Consider the following 18445-nt stretch of genomic DNA (forward strand, 5'->3'; position numbering starts at 1 on the left):
TTAAACGTTTTCGTTTTATTTATTGTTGTTTAACTGATCACTTAACGCGTAAATACTCAGATTGATTCTGATTGCGCTTGTTAATCGCCTCCGTCCAACTAGCCTGATCACCCGGAGTCCAACCCTTCGTCATAAATCCATTGTCAGCTCCCATATAAGGAGCCACATCAGGACGCTTTGCAGCTTTCGCCGCAATTTCAGGAGGCTCTGAGCAGGCAACCAAGAAAGCACCGGCTACTAAACATAAGCCGAGAGTTTTGAAATTTAATTTCATGACTTTGCTCCTGGAATTTTGTCAGCAGGCGTTGGTTTAGGCGCAGGGGAACCTGAAGGACCATAAGCGGTAGACCAACCAAATATTTCATTGCTTGGATATCTACCATTTGCTTCGCGTACTGATACACGTTTAGCGTAAATAGAAGAAATCACTTCATCATCGCCGCCAATCAATGCTTTGGTTGAACACATCTCGGCACATAAAGGCAACTTACCTTCAGCCAAGCGGTTACGGCCATATTTCTCAAACTCAGCAACGCTACCATTTGCTTCTGGACCACCGCTACAGAATGTGCACTTATCCATTTTGCTGCGGGAACCAAAGGCACCTTGACTCAGGAACTGAGGAGCGCCGAATGGGCAAGCAAAAGAGCAGTAGCCACAACCGATACAGATATCTTTGTCGTGCAATACCACGCCTTCGTCGGTGCGGTAAAAGCAATCCACTGGACAAACAGCCATACAAGGCGCATCTGAGCAATGCATACAAGCAACTGAGACAGACTTCTCTTGGCCAATCACGCCGTCATTCACCGTTACAACGCGGCGGCGAGTAATGCCCCAAGGTACCTCGTTATCGTTTTTACAAGCTGTGACACAGCCGTTGCACTCAATGCATCGCTCTGTATCGCAAATAAATTTCATTCTTGCCATGATGTTCTCCTGACTGTATTTTTTAACTTAGGCAAATTTTTCGATTTGGCACATGGTGGTTTTGGTTTCTTGCATCATTGTTACCTGGTCGTAGCCGTAGGTTGTTGCAGTATTAACCGCTTCACCAAGAACTACTGGGGCAGCGCCCTCTGGGTAATATTTGCGCAAGTCGTTGCCTTGCCACCAGCCAGCAAAGTGGAATGGTACGAATGCAGTGCCTTGATCAACACGTGGGGTTACCAATGCACGCACTTTGATCTTGGCGCCTGTTGGTGACTTAACCCATACGTAATCCCAATTCTTAATGCCACGGTCTTCAGCGGCCTTTGGATTGATCTCCACAAAGTTTTCTTGTTGCAACTCAGCCAACCATGGGTTGGAACGGGTTTCGTCTCCTCCACCTTCGTACTCAACCAATCGACCGGAAGTCAGAATGATTGGGAACTTCTCATAGAGCTTCTCATTCAAGTTCTTATCCTGAACTGTTTTGAAGAGAGTTGGCAAGCGCCAGAAATTCTTCTTATCCGCAGATGTTGGGTACTTACGCATCATTGGCTCATTGGTACTGTAGAGCGCTTCACGGTGAGTTGGAATAGCATCTGGGAAGTTCCACACCACTGCGCGTGCTTTTGCATTACCAAATGGATGGCAACCGTTTTTCATTACTACGCGCTGGATACCACCAGATAAGTCGGTCTTCCAGTTCTTACCTTCTGCAAGCTTTTGCTCTTCCTCGGTCAACTGATTCCACCAGCCGAGTTTTTTCACGAATACGTGATCAAATTCAGGATAGCCTGTGGTGATTGCTGAACCCTTAGAGTAAGAGCCATCTTCAGCCAACAAATTCTTACCGTCTTTTTCCACGCCGAAGTTCGCGCGGAAATTTCCGCCACCTTCCATGACGCTCTTGCTAGTGTCATAGAGGTTTGGTGAACCTGGGTGCTTAATAGCGGCAGTACCGTAGCAAGGCCAAGGCAAGCCGTAGTAATCGCCCGTTGTGTCGTAACCAGTTACTGGATCAACGCCACCGCGTGACTTCAATGTCTTCGGATCAAATACGCCCGCCATTCTCATGTGAGCCTTCAAACGCTCAGGGGTTTGACCGGTATAACCAATTGTCCATACCGAACGATTAATCTCGCGCAAGATGGATTCAATTTCAGGCTCCCTCCATTGCTTACCAGCAAATTTGGAATTGAGCATCTTGTAGTTCTTAGAAAGCTCTTCACCGAAACCAAGGCGATCAGCAAATGCCTGCATGATCACATGGTCAGGTACAGACTCAAACAATGGATCAATCACTTTCTCGCGCCACTGCAATGAGCGGTTTGAGGCAGTAGCTGAACCTGTTGTTTCAAATTGAGTTGTAGCTGGCAATAAGTAAACATTACGATTTTTGTTTACTGTCTGACCTTCAGCAGGTGGCATTGCTGCCATTGCGGCAGTAGCACTTGGGTAAGGATCAACAACAACCAATAAATCCAACTTATCCATCGCGCGCTTCATATCCAAGCCGCGAGTTTGTGAGTTTGGAGCATGACCCCAGAAGAACAAACCTTTGACATTGGTTTGTTGATCAATCATGTCATTCTTTTCAAGCACTGCATCAACCCAACGAGAAACCGTTGTGCCAGACTTCTCCATCATGTCTGGTGCGTAGCGACCTTTGATCCACTCGTAGTCAACACCCCATACTGTTGCAAAGTGTTTCCATGAACCTGCTGCAAGGCCATAGTAGCCAGGCAATGAGTCTGGGTTAGGACCAACGTCAGTTGCACCTTGAACGTTATCGTGACCACGGAAAATGTTTGCGCCACCACCGGACTTGCCGATGTTGCCTAAAGCCAATTGCAGGATGCAAGATGCACGAACCATGGCATTACCAATGGTGTGCTGTGTTTGACCCATACACCAGACCAAAGTGCTTGGGCGATTCTTCGCCATGGTTTCAGCAACTTTGTACATCTGCGCTTCTGGAACACCACAAGCCTCTTCTACATTCTTAGGAGTCCACTTCTCCATGACTTCTTTGCGGATCTCATCCATGCCGTATACACGGTCGTTGATGTACTTCTTATCTTCCCAACCATTGTTGAAGATGTGATACAGAACACCAAACAAGAAAGGAATATCAGTACCAGAACGGATACGAACATACTGATCAGACTTGGCTGCAGTACGGGTGTAGCGTGGGTCGACCACGATCACCTTGCAACCATTTTCTTTTGCATGCAACAAGCTGAGCATAGACACTGGGTGCGCTTCTGCAGCGTTAGATCCAATGTACAAAGCCGCTTTGGCGTTCATCATGTCGTTGTAGCTATTGGTCATCGCACCATAGCCCCAAGTGTTTGCAACACCGGCAACTGTTGTGGAGTGACAGATACGTGCTTGATGGTCTGTGTTGTTGGTTCCAAAGAAAGAAACCCACTTACGCATTAAATAAGCTTGCTCATTATTGTGCTTAGAAGAGCCAATAAAGAAAAGTGAATCTGGGCTGTACTTGCTACGCAAATCTTTCATCTGCGCTGTGATTTCAGTTAAAGCTTGGTCCCAAGAAATTCTTTGGTACTTGCCATCAACCAATTTCATTGGGTAACGAAGACGAAAATCCCCATGTCCATGCTCACGCAGAGATGCGCCCTTAGCACAGTAAGCACCCAAGTTAATCGGGGAATCAAACGCTGAATCTTGACGAACCCAAACACCGTTCTCAACAGTAGCGTCAGTTGCGCAACCTACAGAGCAATGAGTACAAATTGTTCTCTTAACTTCAATCTTACCCTTGCCATCCAACATTGCCTTGCTTTGTTCTGCTGAGGCCTTTTGGACTAAGCTCAATTGGCTTGCTGCGATACCAGCACCAACGCCTACGCCAGAGCGCTTGAGGAAGGTACGACGATCCATCGTTGGCACAGCAGACTGAAGTCCACGTGACAAGCTACCGATGAGGCGTGATGCAGGTGTAGAGCGGCCGCTCTGTGGGGTATTGGATTTACGAGTCAGACTCATATGTTGTCCCTGAAAAATATTTTTATTTAATTATTTGGAAACGACTTCATTCACAACTGGGTTTAAAGCATGGTGGTTTCGTAGTACTTACGAATATGCGCAGATAACTGATAACCGTCATCCTTGCCTTGAACAGTGCTACCGATTTCCTGAATCACTGCCTTACCAATGGATGTTTGCGAAGCAACAGCAACAGCACCGACAGTGGCGCCCGCTCCGATGAAGAACTTTCTACGAGAAGGTTGGTTTTCTTCGTTTACTGTAGTTACGGATTTAGTGCTCATCGCATGCTCCTATTTAGTGCAAATTTGATATAGGTCAAAGTGTAATTGGTAATTGTATTTTTTGCATATTTGGAATTTTTATTTTTCTAGGGGTTTTCATCTTGTGCAATGCAACATCAAATCATGTCAAAACTCTGACCTTCAATAGCAAGGAACTCTCTAGTTAATGCAGCAATCGGATGGTAAAGATGCATATCTGGAATGCCTTCTATTGCATCGCACAATTCGTCATACCAAGGACGGATATGGTCGTTGAAGAAAATCCTTTGATTGGTCAAGTTTGAGATTTCAACGTCGTCCCCTGCTATGAGGTAACGCATCACTTCACATAGCGCCGATAAATGATCCTCAGTTTCCGTAACCTCCTCGGCCGACTCCAAGCCAAAGGTGTCTAAGGCACGACGAATTTCAACTAACGGCTTTTCATTTAAATGACCTGCCATATAAAAAGAGCCATTCAGAATGACATTGGGGCGCCCTACGCTGATGAAGTTGCGGTCAAATTCCTCATGCCATGCTTTGGCAGGGTTGTTCTTGGCAACTTCGACCACGCTATTCCAAACCTTAGCTAGCGGTGCATCATCAGGCTGACTCTCCTGCCCATCTGGAATAGAGGCGGCTATTTGATCCAATAACTCCTGATCTGGCGGTTGATGAAAAAACCTAGCAATCAAGCCGTATAGATCGGCTCTAGCCAAATCTTCTGGCAGCCCTACATCACCGACCTCAGTTGAGGTGCTCTCTTTTATCTGCTCGCTCATATTTCTTTTTTCACCATATCGACAACGCGACAATCGCCACACATCTTGAGTCTATCTAAAGCTGCTCCAGCAAAGGCGCCATGGGCACCCAGCTTTACCAACATCAAATCCACCATCTTCGCCGTTCCAAAGACCTTGCCACAGCTGATGCAATGGAAAGGCTTAGTCTCGTTGAGCTCTACCTTCTGCTTACGCTCTTCAACAGTCTGTAAACGCGGTGCCAATGACAGGGCTTGCTCTGGGCAAGTTTGAACGCAGATACCGCACTGAACGCATTGCTTCTCAATAAAGGAAAGCTTCGGCTCGTCTAAGTTATCGAGCAAAGCACCTTCTGGACAGCTGCCTACGCAAGACATGCACAGGGTGCAGGCATCTTTGTTGATATTGAGGCCACCTAAGAATGAGGATTTTGGCAATGCAGCGCCACCTGCTGGAAGCGGTGCTTTAGCTTGCTTTTGGAAGTGCTCTAAAACCATTTCAATGGTTTCGCGTTTTTGATTACCAAGACCAAAACTGGCGGGCGAACAAATTGCCTGCAGAGCGCCACGCTGACGCAGCTTACCCATTGCTGCGGATACGGGCTGCAGATCATCGGCGGAAGTGAGATGTATTAGTGAAAGTCTGGCATCAAATCCATACGCCACCAAAATTGCATTACCCAAATCAACTTGCGTTTCTAATGCGGCGCGATAAGCGGGATCTTCATCGCCAGTGAGCAACAAAATGACCTCACCAAAACCATAGGCGATTGCACCAAGCCATAAATCCAGGCCAGTGGAAGCAATGTGCTCGATTCCATAAGGCAATACGAAAGATGGCAATCCCTCAAACTGCTTTGGTCTTAAATGGGCCAAGCGCCCTAGAGAATCTATAGCTTGAGTACCAGCCTTAAGCGTATGCAACAGCAAGGCAGGCGCTTGCACCTGTTTGATCTTAGTGCTCTCGGCAGCAAATACATTCGCGAGAGTTTTAATCTCTTTGCCTTGGTGACTGACGCTTGGATAGTTGTAGCGCATCGCACCTGATGGACAAACCGTTGAGCAAGCTCCACAGCCCATACATAAATTAGGATTAACTTCTACAGTACCCTGTCCATTCTTAAACAAGGAGGAGATGGCGCCTGTAGAGCAGACATCGATACAAGCACTGCACCCTACTTTGCCATTACGGCCATGCGCGCAAATCTTTTCGGTATAGGAAAAGTATTTAGGCTTTTCAAATTCACCAACTAAGCCCAATAATTCATTTGCAACCAAGGCTTGCTCAAGCGGATCTTTCCCGGGAGCAAAATAACCTTGTGGTGTTTGACTCATGCGCATCTTCGGATCAGCTCGCAAATCCATAATCAAATCAAACTCAGCATTACGCTGACGCTCTACTCGATCAAAATTAATAGCGCCAATACCAGCGCAGGCTGTGACACAAGCGCGGTGGGATTTACATTTATCCAGGTCAATCTGGAATGAATCATCAATTGCACCTTCTGGGCAAACCTCAACACAGGCGCCACAACGAGTGCACATCTCAGGATCGATCGGGTTTTGCAAATTCCAGTCGACAGAAAATTTACCCAGATAACCATCTAACTTAAGCACTTCGCCCGAATAGATCGGGAAGTTTCTTGCAATCGGCAATGCGCCCGGTTCTGTACATAAAACAGATACGTCGAGAGAGTCGCTGAGCTTGTCAGCCCAAGGCAAAGCTTGGTCTCCAGGGCCAACAATCAGTAAGCGACCTTGGCTTTCATAATTCACTACGGGTACCGGCTCTGCCTCTGGCATATCAGCCAAGGCAAGCAATGCTGCGATCTTCGGTGTAGAGGCTTTAGCCTCTTGCGTCCAACCAGCTACTTCACGAATATTGACGAAGCGTAATGGCGCTACCAAAGGCTTTTCTGATTGCTCGGCCAACTCACCAAATAAAGCGCGCTCTTGAGTGCAGGCGATCACGATAGAGTCACTGCCATCAAATGCCTTAATGACTGAGCCAATTTCCTGCCTACATAAGGAGGTGTGCATGGTGACGCCCAGGGCCTTTGAATCCAAAGGCATGGTTCCGTTGCAATTACAGACTAATTTTTGACTCATTGATTTCTTCTTAACTGGTTTTCTTATCCACGGGTACGGGGTCTTTATCTCCCGTTTCCTGAATAGCTGCTGGTGTGGATGTTAAATCAGTCTGTGGACTTAGGGGTAAAGCCTGCTCTTCCGATTCAGATTCTTTATTAGCGGTAGTTTGGGCGACCGGGGTTTCATCGTCGCTATCTTTACGGAAAATGTTGAGCATGTCCGATTGCACCATGCGCTTGAGCATTTCCAGAGGAATTGGATCCGGCTTAGAGTAATCATCAATATAGATATCCAGGCCATCCATTACATTGAAGTGCGGATCGGAGAACATCTTTTTCATGGCGGCTTGCTGAACTGCAGGATCCACATCTGGCTTCATAAAAGCAGAGAAGTCAGGAGCAAATCGATCGATCTTTTCTACGTCCTCTAATGTTGCCGAAGGCGTAAGTTCTTTAGTGTCAGCAGGCTCCTGCTTTAATTCAGGAGAGCTTGTTAACTCAGGCTTGGTCTGCTCGACTACTTTTTTCTCAGGCTCTAGGTTCTCCCCAGACTTCAGACGCGACCAACGATTTAGAAATCCGCCAGCCATCAATCCTCCGTCCCACGATTAGCACCCTTGAATGATTCAGGGCGATGACGCTTCTTAGGTTCAGGGCGGTAATTTTCATTCACAAACTCTTGCAGCCAAGAAGCGTGTTCCGCAGACAAGGGAACGCTATCAACCGATTCGCCACCATCCAACAAGCGCGCTGCTTCGTTATAGCTTACGCAAATGCGATGTGGAACTGCAATGGTTGCTTCAGATTTAGCCAACTCAATAGATTGAGCGTCCACGTAGCGCTCAATATCCTCTTCTAGGCGCCACATCACAAACCAACAAGGCTGAACAGCAGAGAGGTTAAGGTAGTAGCCCTCGGCCTCATCTGGGAAAAGATTGAGCTCGTAGCCAGTAAACAACCAAGACTCACCTTGATCATCGCGCCCTAAAAACTGCCCAATAATTTTGTTCTCTGCGCTGACTGCGTTGGTAAATTGCCCGAAGTCTGGCATCACCTCTTGAGGCGCCCAACGAAAGGAAACCCAGGGGTTATCAACAGACTGCTTACGCATGAGCACTGCAAAACGCATAAGGCCTCAGGTATTTTGAACCACGATGTTAGGAAATTTACTGCTCATGTCTTTTGAAAGCGCTGCAACCTTAATGGCCACTCGCCTTGCAATCGTTTTATAAATTGCACTGATAGCGCCATCAGGGTCAGCTACTACTGTTGGACGACCCGCATCTGCTTGCTCACGAATCGATAAATTCAGAGGTAAGTCACCCAAGAAATCAACGCCATATTCTTTGCACATCTTTTGGCCACCGCCGGTACCGAACACATGCTCCTCATGACCGCAACTTGGGCAGACGTAGGTGCTCATATTTTCGATGATGCCCACGATCGGTACACCAACCTTCTCAAACATTTTTAAGCCCTTACGCGCATCGAGCAAAGCAATGTCTTGAGGGGTGGTCACAATGACTGCGCCGGTCACAGGCACCTTTTGAGCCAGCGTTAACTGAATATCACCGGTACCAGGAGGCATATCCACAATCAGGTAATCAAGATCACGCCAACGGGTTTGACGCAGTAATTGCTCTAAAGCAGACGTCACCATCGGACCACGCCACACCATTGGCGCATCATCATCGATCAAGAAACCAATTGAGCTTGCCTGAAGGCCGTGACCTTCCATTGGCTCCATCGTGTTTTCTTCAATGGATTCTGGTCTGCCAGTGATACCCAGCATCATTGGCTGACTAGGTCCGTAAATATCCGCATCCAACATACCGACCTGCGCACCTTCAGCCGCTAAAGCTAAAGCCAGGTTAACTGCGGTAGTGGACTTTCCGACCCCGCCCTTACCGCTGGCAACAGCGATGATATTTTTTACATTCGGTAATAGCTTGACGCCGCGCTGAACAGCATGCGCAACGATTTGACTGCTGACATTGACGCTAACATTTTTCACATCAGGCAATTCACGCAGCACTGCAATCACGGATTTACGAATAACATCAAACTGACTTTTTGCTGGATAGCCCAAAACGATATCTAGACTAATATCGCCGCCATCTACTTTTAGATTTTTGACGCTCTTTGCCGACACAAAGTCGATTTGTGTATTTGGGTCAATTAAACCCTTTAATGCTGCTTGCACAGCCTCTACAGTAAGCGCCACCGACATCTCCTAGAAAAAGAACAATCCCGCAAGGGAATCCCAATAAAGTCAATTGGGAGGTATTACAAAGAATGGAATAGTGGGTAGATTAACCGCACATGCAAAAAATTGCTTAAAACGAGATTGGGAAATCTCGTTGGACCGACTTAAAAAATAAGGAGGCTCAGGTAGTAAACCGCCATAGACATCAAGGCAGTAGCAGGAATAGTAAAGATCCAGGCCCAAACGATATTGCCAGCAACCCCCCAACGAACTGCGCTAGCGCGTTGAGTTGAGCCAACACCAACAATAGCCCCAGTGATTGTGTGGGTAGTAGATACCGGAACCCCAAGAGCCGTTGCCATGAATAAGGTGATTGCCCCACCTGTCTCGGCACAGAAACCACCGACAGGTTTGAGCTTAGTCAACTTCTGACCCATAGTTTTAACAATGCGCCAACCACCAAACATCGTACCCATCGCAATTGCGATGTAGCAAGAAATAATCGTCCAAGTAGGCGGCATACTGGCGCCCGCTTCCGCATAACCGGTGATGATCAGCAAGAGCCAAATAATGCCGATAGTCTTCTGGGCATCGTTACCGCCATGACCCAAGCTGTATGCGCTTGCGGAAACTAACTGTAAGCGTCTAAACCAGCGATCTGTTTTTGAAAGGTTGGCGTTGCGACAAACCCAAGCCACCAACAACATCATTAGTGAACCCAATAAGAAGCCCACCAAAGGCGAGATAAAGATAAAGGATACGGTCTTGATGATTCCTGACCACACCAAACCATCAACGCCAGCCTTAGGCAAAGCCGCCCCAACGAGACCACCAATCAGCGCATGGGAAGAGCTTGAAGGAATGCCGTAATACCAAGTAATCACATTCCAGATGATGGCGCCCACCAGAGCCCCAAAGATCACATGCAAATCTACTGCGGCAGGATGAACAATCCCCTTACCTACCGTAGCGGCAACGCTGAGATGGAAAATGAAGATTGCCAGGAAGTTAAAGAAAGCGGCGAATACCACTGCCTGCTGAGGCTTAAGCACCCCAGTAGATACAACGGTAGCAATCGAGTTGGCGGCATCATGAAATCCATTCATGAAATCGAATGCCAAGGCTAGCGCTACTAAAAGCGCTACTACCCAAAATGCGACTTCTATTGAGGCCAACTTATTTAACCTTAAGAATTTTCAAGAACGATGCCTTCAACCAAATTGGCAACGTCTTCACATTTATCGGTAACTTCTTCGAGTAACTCATAAATACGCTGCAACTTGATCAGCTCGCGCACTTCGATATCTTCGCGGAATAATTTAGTAATTGCGGTTGAGAGTAAGCGGTCTGCGCCAGACTCCAAATGATCAATCTCATCACAAGTCTTTAAAGCTGCCTTAGCAACTTCAGGGTCCGAAATATCTTTGAGCATGCCTACAGCGTTTTTCATACCAATACAGCATTGGTTGCAGAGCTCCGCCATATGCAGCATCTCATCGGTCATTTGTTTGACGTTATAGAGATGCATTGCTTCGGTGCCGTTCTGAATCAAATCAGCAACGTCATCCATGGTGTTGATTAGGTCAAAAATCTGATCGCGATCAATCGGGGTAATAAAAGTCTTGTGGAGGCGGCGGTGCACCTCTTTCACCACATCATCGCAAGCATGTTCAGCGCTATCAACCTCTTGCGTATATTTCGCACGCAATGCTTCATCGTTGTAATGCTCGATGAATTTGAGGAAAGATTCGGATGCTGAGACGATATGCGCAGCATGTTCGTTAAACAATTCAAAGAAATTGCCATCGTGAGGCATTAACTTACTGAAGAACATAATTCACGATCCTTTAGAAACGAAAAGCTGCGAGATTTAATAAGGCAGCCTCATTCTAAACAATGCCTTAATTCGATACTGGAAATCCGGCTTCTGTTATAAGCCCAGCGGCCAATTCAGGGGAAAGAGTTGTTTCAAGCGTCACTAGCTGGGTCGCCAAGTCCGCCTGAACCTGAGCCTGGGGGTCTTGGGCCTGAACGGCTCGCGTTACGGCATTAATACAGCCACCACAAGTCATTCCTGATACCTTAAGCGTAAACATAGTTACTCCTTAAAAATTGTCAAAATACGGTTGTTGATGGCTTTTTTTCATCTTGAAGTAGATTATCTTCTACATGACCCCCACAGAATCCAGTAATTCAGAGTTTTTTAGCCTCGATATCGGCGGAATGACTTGCGCCTCGTGCGTCAGTCGGGTTGAAAAAGCTTTGGATAAGATTCCTGGGGTTGAGGCAGCCACCGTCAATTTAGCCACTGAGCAGGCGAGGGTTCGGGTAAAACGTGGCTCCTCTAGCCTAGCTGAGATCATCGCGCTAGTTAAAAAGACGGGCTACGAGGCCAAAGAGAGTTCAGCTCGAGGCAATTTGGATCAGAAAAATGCCAAGTCATTTTGGGCTGCTGACGGCTTGGGTCGCGTCATCCTAAGCTTCTTGCTTTCCGCCCCCCTCTTTTTACCGATGTTCTTAATGCCTTTTGGCATTCATTGGTCTTTATCGGGCTGGTGGCAGCTGGCTTTGGCTACTCCAGTGCAATTTATCTTGGGATGGCGCTTTTATAGGGCGGGCTTCAAATCTTTGATGGCTGGCGCCGGCAATATGGATCTACTGGTAGCAATCGGTACCAGTGCCGCCTTCGGACTCAGTCTATATATATTGCTCACTTCGAGTCACGCACATGAACTCTACTTTGAGGGATCAGCTGTCATTATTTGCATGGTCTTATTAGGCAAATGGTTAGAGTCACGCGCCAAGCAACAAACCAGCGAAGCTATTCGCGCCCTACAAAAGCTTTGGCCAGAACATGCCAAAGTTTTAAGTGCTGGTGTTGATCTACAAATAAATAGCGGTATCGGCACAGATCAATACCGCGACTTACCTTTAGATCAAGTGCTTCCAGGCGATCGGGTTTTGGTGCTGCCCGGTGAACGCATTCCGGTTGATGGCGTCATTGTGTTTGGCGCTAGTCATGTAGATGAATCTCTTCTTACTGGTGAGAGTGAGCCCGTTAAGAAAGCATTGGACTCCAAAGTCATTGGGGGCGCTTTAAATGGTGAAGGCGCACTGGTGATATTGGCTCAAGCTGTTGGTGTTGAAAGCGTACTCTCACAAATTATTAACTTAGTAGAAGAGGCGCAAACTCAAAAGGCGCCGATTCAAAAGTTAGTGGATCGAGTGAGCGCCATCTTCGTTCCAACCGTGATTATTCTTGCACTCATCACTGGCATCGGTAACTGGCTTTACTTGGACTCCGTATCCATTGCGATCTTGCGTGCCGTATCTGTTCTAGTGATTGCCTGCCCTTGCGCACTTGGCCTAGCTACTCCAGCTGCAATCATGGCGGGTACTGGCATAGCTGCACGCTTTGGCATTCTGATTAAAGATCCGCAGGTATTAGAGTTGGCACACCGACTCGATATCGTTGCTTTTGATAAGACCGGGACATTAACCATTGGTAAGCCACGCATGCTTGCTTTACTTCCTTTCAATCAATCATTTGCCAACGTGGAGCAAATTCTCGCCACTGCTGCGGGCTTGCAATTGGGGAGTGAACATCCTTTAGCTAAAGCCTTGCTTGATGCTGCAAAAGCAAAAGGTGTCATACCCATTGCGACTTCATCGAGCAAAGGATTGCCTGGTATTGGCATTGAAGGTATACCAAGTACCGGCCTCTTTGCCGGTAAGACGCTGCGCTTGCAGAGCGTAGCTTCTCTCGAGGGAAGCTCTCAGCACGAGATTGCTTTGCAAAAAGCACAGGCTTGTTTTGAGCAAGGGCAGACTGTTTCCGTTTTGATTGATGCAAGTGGCGAAGGAAGTGAAGTGCCATCCCCAATTGCTGTGATTGCATTTGGGGATGAGCTTAAGTCAAATGCTCAATCAGCAGTCGATGCACTTCATACATTACATATTCGGACAGTGATGTTATCCGGCGATAATTTGGCTGCAGCTACCCGAGTAGGAAAAACAATCGGCATTGATGAAGTCTTTGCTCAAGTCATGCCAAGCAATAAAGCGGAGCTTATTCAGAAGTTGCAGACCGACTCCGAAGGTCGAAAACATTTCGTGGCAATGGTTGGTGATGGAGTCAACGATGCTCCTGCTCTAGCAATGGCAGATGTTGGCATGGCAATGTCTACCGGTACGGATGTAGCAATGCAAGCTGCTGGCATTACCCTAATGCGTGGCGATCCCACTTTAGTTGCAGATGCAATTGATATCTCCAAAAAGACTTGGGACAAGATTCGTCAAAACTTATTTTGGGCGTTTGCATTTAATACGATTGGTATTCCGATGGCAGCTCTGGGCTACTTATCACCCATGCTAGCTGGCAGTGCCATGGCGCTATCTAGCTTCTGTGTCTTGAGTAACGCCCTACTTCTCAAGCGTTGGCGCCCTAAGCACGCTTAAGTTATTTGGGGTTCTTGCGCACCAACTCAATGTCGCCATAGAGAGCGCGGGTTTCTGATTTGGTGTTGTCAGTATCAGTCAATAATGCAATACCAATAATATTGCCTGGCGCCTCTCCATAAGCCAACTTGTAGTCTGCAGCTAAATCTCGCTCGTGCTTTCGCCACTCACCTAAGCTATCCCAACCTGAGTCAACCACAATCATTTTTACGCGAGAGGTGTGCGCATTGTTTAAAACAGTGTTGACTGAATTTTTACCGGACCAGATATACATCACTGTGGCATATGGCATCTCTTGGCCACTAATCAAACTGGCCATCTCAAAAGTAAGTTTTTCTTTTAAAGGAAGTTTGGATTTATTGCCATCAAATGCCACCAAGATACGAAGCGGTGCATCGTCACTTTGGCTATCTGCATTGTCCGCCTGCGGCATTGCACCTACCGCCTTCCATTCCCACTGAAGCCATAAGTTTTGTGCAGAGCGCGGTCGAAGCTTTACTGCAAGACCCGATGCCGAGGTTTTAGAATTGGCCGCTAGTACCGTACGGCCTTGGTATTTTTCAAGGCGGTAAATCGTGTTCTTTTTGTAGGGCGCTATGCGATAGAAATGCCAGCCCTCTGGCATGCCATCTCGTGGCTTCTCCGCAGAGAATTTTGGCAAGTCCTCTTGTGCGGGTAACTGGTCAGCATTAAATGCTTGACCTGCCTCATTCTCGATCGAGTTCCCGGTAAAGCCAGCGCAGCCTACCAATAAGGTGGCTACGGCAGTCAAAAGCAGCAGGGATCGCAAACGGTTTTTTGTAAACATCTCTTGAATTGTCCCAAAGAATGAGGTGCTAAGTCTAAAATCGGGTGATGCGCCATCAATCACCCTCTAGCTGGGCCGCTATCAGCATCTGCATTGCTGCAGTGGTGCATTTTGCCCTCGGCTTCTCAATTGAGTTTTCTGTCGATGAAGCCCATTACGCTCTATATGCCAAACATCTTGCTTGGAGTTACTTTGATCACCCACCACTAGTGGGTTGGATACAGTGGCCACTAGTTGCCATAACCTCATCCGAGGGGATCATTCGTCTTATTCCGGAACTGCTATGGGTGCTTTCTGCTTTCTTGGTATACCAAGTCACGCTAGAAATTCATCGCCTCATTCAGGGGCGTAATGCAGGCTACTTAACTACCACTCTTCCATCAGCCAACCTGTGTGGGCTCATGGCTGTTTTAGCAATCATTGCAGCGCCACTACCCCATGTTTTAGCAATTGGTCTTTTACCCGACACCCTTCTTACCCCCTTAAGCCTTGGCTTAATGTTGATGGCTTTGCGTTGGACCCGAAAAGATCACTTCTCCATCGCAGACTGGATCATCACCGGTTTGTTGCTGGGCTTAGCGGGGCTGAGCAAATACACCGCTGCATTTACTGCATTTGCCTTACTCTTTGTTTTCCTAGCTTCACCCAAAAAAGCCTGGATTACCAAAGCTGGTTTCTGGATAGCTGCAGTCATTGCCTTGCTCGTGATTAGTCCAGTACTGTATTGGAACTGGGTGAATGATTGGGTCTCATTCAAATATCAAATTGCTCATGGCAGCGGTGGCACTTGGGTATGGCGCAGAGTTGCCGCTTTTATGGGTGTTCAGATTGCCTGCTTTGGCCCTCTATTGCTTATAGGTAGCTATACATTTCTCAAGAATTGTCTCCACTCTCAGAAGCCCGTTCTCATTGCCTTACTCAGCTTCTTTGCGATCCCCTTCATCATTTTTGCTGCACTATCTGGGGGTGGTAGCCTGCCCCACTGGACTACACCAGCTTGGTTTTGTCTGGCGCCATTTGCTGGCATTGGTCTAGCCAAGGCCTGGGCTATGCAACAACGTATGGCAATTCGCATTTTGTTTTTTGGGCAGTTACTGATTTGCTTGCTAGGCTTTGGGTATGTTTTGGCAGGAGGAGTTAATACGGCCGCCATCAAATCCAACCCGATTGCCGATCTCTATGGATGGAAGCTTGCTGGTCAAAAAGCATCTGAATTGGCAGTGGCAACTAAAGCAAACGGAATCGCAGTACAAAACTGGACTTTGGGTAGTCGTGCCGCTTGGTATACACAACCACTCCCAGTCTTTGTACTGGATCAACGACAGGATCAATTTGACCTTTGGTTTGGGCAATTACCAGCTGGTGCAAGCGTCTTGCTAATCAACTGGTCAGGAATGGCATTTAAGCCCCCAATTGGAGGCAATCAGGCCTTTGAAGCATGCGAGCCCTTAGATAACCTAGAAATCATCCGCTTTGGGCAGGTTTTGTCCAAATTTGACTATAGCCTTTGCCGTAACTGGCAGGATGCTGGGGTAGCGCGTTAATTCCCCAAATTCAAGACCTTAGGGTCTCAAGGCATTATCCTTACGCCTATGAGTTCACAACCCCAAACCACCCCAAAAGCCACATCTGGGTGGAAAGCAATTCTCAAGCGAGCTTGGCCCACGATTCGCATTTTGCTATCGGTCGCCCTCCTTTGGAAAGCCACTAGCGGAATTGACTGGCACGCACTCCTAGACTCTGAAATTCAGATGCAGCCTTGGTGGTTTTTGGCAGCAGGCTTGATGATGCTCTCAGCATTTATTTGCGGTGGATTGCGCTGGGGATTCTTAATGCGCAAAGTCGGGTTTCAGGGAAGCCTCATCAATTTTGTAGCGCTCTACCTTGCAGGTGGACTTATCAATCAAGGATTACCGAGTACGCTTGGTGGCGATAGCTATCGCGCTATTACTGCGACCCATTTAAATAGTAGTGGCAAATTAACTGAAGCAAAAGAGCTTGATGAAGAACTTCATCACTCTGTTGACTTAGAGCATGCCACCCCCAAACTACGCTTGAGTTTTTCCATGGTTCTAGTCGACCGACTACTTGGCTTGGCTGGAAACAATTTACTCGGTGGGCTTGGACTCATTTTGGGTGGCGCCACTTTAGCTGCCTGGGGAACAGATTTAGGTTATGCCGTCACCGGCATCATGATTTTGGCGGGTTTATTGCTTGCCGCCATTTTGGCTTGGGGCCCCAGCTGCAATCTCTTGCAAAAGTTATTGGATCGCCTGCAAATGAATCACGCTTTGCCTGGTATTAAGCTGGCTTTTTCTTGGCCCATGAATATGGCTCAAGCCGCATTTGCAATTGGCATTCATGCCCTCACTATTTTGACCCTGCTTTTCTGCCTAAAGGCCTATGGAGTAGACGCCCCAATTGAAGCCCTCATGATTGGCTTGCCTGCATTAAGCCTTTTGTTGATGCTACCAATCAGCATCTCTGGCTGGGGCTTGCGCGAGGCTACGCTCTCCTCTGTACTGGCATTGTGGGGCGTAAGTCCCTCCATGACGGTATTAGCATCCATTAGCTATGGCGCCATTACTGTTTTATCAGTACTACCCGGCGCTTACTTTTTATTAAAACGGAAATAATTCTTTTAGAGTCCACTATGAGTATTAGCGTCAACACCATGCGCGCCATCGACCACTGGGTTGGTGTGCCACTCTGCGCAGCAGCAAGTCCAATAGTCGCTCTGATTGATGGCATCAAGAATATCTTTAGTCGTGGTTCAGATGCGCCACGCAAACTCCTCTTTATTGAGTTATCAGAAATGGGAAGCGCAATCTTAGTTGACCCAGCCATGCGAAATGCACAGGCTCGTGGCGCCGAATTATTTTTCCTGATCTTTAAGAGTAATCGTGCCAGCCTCACCCTATTAAATACTGTCAAGCCAGAAAACATTTTTACGATTGACTCTTCAAGCTTGGGCGGCCTCATTAAAGATACGGTCAAATTCTTACTCGTAGCACGCAAGCATCGCATCGATACCGTTATTGATTTGGAGTTGTTCTCCCGCTTCACTGCTCTACTAACCGGCCTCTGCGGTGCGCGTCGCCGTGTGGGTTATCACATCTTTCATGGTGAAGGCTTGTGGCGTGGCTTTATGCTGACTCGCAAAGTGCATTACAACCCGCATATCCACATTACCAAGAATTTTCTTTCTCTTATTCATGCGGCATTTGCCAAAGAGATTGAAGTGCCATTTAGCAAAATTCATATTGCGGATTCAGAAGTTCGCTTAGAGCAGGCGGTAATTGATCCCACAGCGCTAAGCAAAGTACGTGAACGTATTGAGAAGCTTGCCGCAGAAGCTGGTATTGAATTTAAGCAAGGTCAGCAACGTCTCATTTTGGTAAATCCCAATGCAAGTGACTTATTGCCGCAAAGACGTTGGGCACAGCAGCGTTTCTCCGAACTCATTCAGGGATTAAATCAACGCTACCCAAATGACCTCATTCTGATTACTGGTTCCCCAGCCGAGTTTGAGTATGTTGAAAAAGTACGCGCTGTTGCTGATGTTAAAAATGCCCTGAACTTTGCCGGTCAAGTTAGCTTCGCAGAACTACCACCCCTCTACACACTATCTGATGTGATGGTGACTAACGATTCTGGGCCAGGCCACTTCTCCGCCGTTACTCCATTGCGTACCGTTGTCCTGTTTGGACCAGAGACTCCGGCACTCTATGGCTCTGTTGGTAAGTCGATTTCGATTACAGCTAACTTGGCGTGCTCTCCCTGTGTCAGCGCAGCCAATCATCGCAAGACACCCTGTCATGACAATGTCTGCATGCAAGCAATTACAGTCCCTCAAGTGCTCGAGAAAATGGTGCATCAATTGAATGAAGCCGATCAAGAGCGAGCACGTTAATTCGC

Annotated in this window: 17 protein-coding genes; 4 read left to right on the forward strand and 13 right to left on the reverse strand. The window is 47.4% G+C overall.

Going from position 1 to position 18445, the window contains the following annotated elements:
- Positions 1-37: 37 nt before the first annotated feature.
- From ICN30_RS07485 to ICN30_RS07540, 12 genes are all read right to left on the reverse strand, one after another.
- Positions 38-274 (reverse strand): hypothetical protein, encoded by a 237-nt coding sequence (locus tag ICN30_RS07485; protein WP_216274483.1) that lies wholly within the window; start codon positions 272-274, stop codon positions 38-40.
- Positions 271-930: a formate dehydrogenase FDH3 subunit beta gene (gene fdh3B, locus ICN30_RS07490; RefSeq protein ID WP_015421360.1), complete on the reverse strand. Its 660-nt coding sequence runs from the start codon at positions 928-930 to the stop codon at positions 271-273. The genes ICN30_RS07485 and fdh3B overlap by 4 nt, the downstream gene beginning before the upstream one ends.
- Before the next feature lie 27 nt (positions 931-957).
- Entirely contained in the window at positions 958-3942 is a 2985-nt protein-coding gene (locus ICN30_RS07495; RefSeq protein ID WP_216274485.1) for a formate dehydrogenase subunit alpha, read from the reverse strand.
- Positions 3943-4004: 62 nt separating this feature from the next.
- On the reverse strand, positions 4005-4226 hold the full coding sequence (locus ICN30_RS07500; RefSeq protein WP_216274487.1) for a formate dehydrogenase: 222 nt from the start codon (positions 4224-4226) through the stop codon (positions 4005-4007).
- Positions 4227-4342: 116 nt separating this feature from the next.
- Positions 4343-4987 carry a molecular chaperone gene (locus ICN30_RS07505; protein ID WP_216274488.1) on the reverse strand — a complete coding sequence of 215 codons (645 nt, stop codon included), beginning with the start codon at positions 4985-4987 and terminating at the stop codon, positions 4343-4345.
- Positions 4984-7074, reverse strand: coding sequence for a 4Fe-4S binding protein (locus ICN30_RS07510; RefSeq protein WP_216274491.1), 2091 nt, complete (start codon positions 7072-7074; stop codon positions 4984-4986). Before ICN30_RS07510 ends, ICN30_RS07505 begins: the two co-directional genes overlap by 4 nt.
- A gap of 10 nt (positions 7075-7084) precedes the next feature.
- Positions 7085-7645: a DUF3306 domain-containing protein gene (locus tag ICN30_RS07515; protein ID WP_216274493.1), complete on the reverse strand. Its 561-nt coding sequence runs from the start codon at positions 7643-7645 to the stop codon at positions 7085-7087.
- On the reverse strand, positions 7645-8166 hold the full coding sequence (locus tag ICN30_RS07520; RefSeq protein WP_370626613.1) for a DUF3305 domain-containing protein: 522 nt from the start codon (positions 8164-8166) through the stop codon (positions 7645-7647). Before ICN30_RS07520 ends, ICN30_RS07515 begins: the two co-directional genes overlap by 1 nt.
- Before the next feature lie 24 nt (positions 8167-8190).
- Positions 8191-9285, reverse strand: coding sequence for an iron-sulfur cluster carrier protein ApbC (gene apbC / locus ICN30_RS07525; RefSeq protein WP_216863410.1), 1095 nt, complete (start codon positions 9283-9285; stop codon positions 8191-8193).
- Positions 9286-9425: 140 nt separating this feature from the next.
- On the reverse strand, positions 9426-10436 hold the full coding sequence (locus tag ICN30_RS07530) for an inorganic phosphate transporter (RefSeq protein ID WP_216274497.1): 1011 nt from the start codon (positions 10434-10436) through the stop codon (positions 9426-9428).
- An 11-nt stretch (positions 10437-10447) separates the two neighbouring features.
- Complete coding sequence (locus ICN30_RS07535; RefSeq protein ID WP_216180691.1) at positions 10448-11095, reverse strand: DUF47 domain-containing protein; 648 nt, start codon at positions 11093-11095, stop codon at positions 10448-10450.
- Positions 11096-11162: 67 nt separating this feature from the next.
- The gene (locus ICN30_RS07540) at positions 11163-11357 is read right to left on the reverse strand and encodes a heavy-metal-associated domain-containing protein (protein WP_215333449.1); all 195 of its coding nucleotides are present in this window, start codon (positions 11355-11357) and stop codon (positions 11163-11165) included.
- Between the two features lie 73 nt (positions 11358-11430).
- Here ICN30_RS07540 and ICN30_RS07545 point away from each other — a divergent pair, with 73 nt between their 5' ends.
- On the forward strand, positions 11431-13719 hold the full coding sequence (locus ICN30_RS07545; protein ID WP_216274499.1) for a cation-translocating P-type ATPase: 2289 nt from the start codon (positions 11431-11433) through the stop codon (positions 13717-13719).
- 1 nt (position 13720) lies between these two features.
- Here ICN30_RS07545 and ICN30_RS07550 read toward each other — a convergent pair whose 3' ends face one another.
- Positions 13721-14527, reverse strand: coding sequence for a DUF3047 domain-containing protein (locus tag ICN30_RS07550; RefSeq protein WP_216274502.1), 807 nt, complete (start codon positions 14525-14527; stop codon positions 13721-13723).
- Between the two features lie 47 nt (positions 14528-14574).
- Between ICN30_RS07550 and ICN30_RS07555 the strand changes: the two genes are divergently transcribed.
- From ICN30_RS07555 to ICN30_RS07565, 3 genes are read left to right on the forward strand one after another with little or no spacing between them, the layout of a single operon-like run.
- Positions 14575-16071, forward strand: coding sequence for a glycosyltransferase family 39 protein (locus ICN30_RS07555; RefSeq protein ID WP_216274504.1), 1497 nt, complete (start codon positions 14575-14577; stop codon positions 16069-16071).
- Between the two features lie 48 nt (positions 16072-16119).
- Positions 16120-17163, forward strand: a complete 1044-nt coding sequence (locus ICN30_RS07560) for a lysylphosphatidylglycerol synthase transmembrane domain-containing protein (protein WP_216274506.1) — start codon at positions 16120-16122, stop codon at positions 17161-17163.
- 17 nt (positions 17164-17180) lie between these two features.
- Positions 17181-18440, forward strand: coding sequence for a glycosyltransferase family 9 protein (locus tag ICN30_RS07565; protein ID WP_216274508.1), 1260 nt, complete (start codon positions 17181-17183; stop codon positions 18438-18440).
- Positions 18441-18445: the final 5 nt, after the last annotated feature.

The organism is Polynucleobacter sp. 31A-FELB (genome assembly GCF_018882405.1).
Taxonomy (GTDB): Bacteria; Pseudomonadota; Gammaproteobacteria; order Burkholderiales; family Burkholderiaceae; genus Polynucleobacter.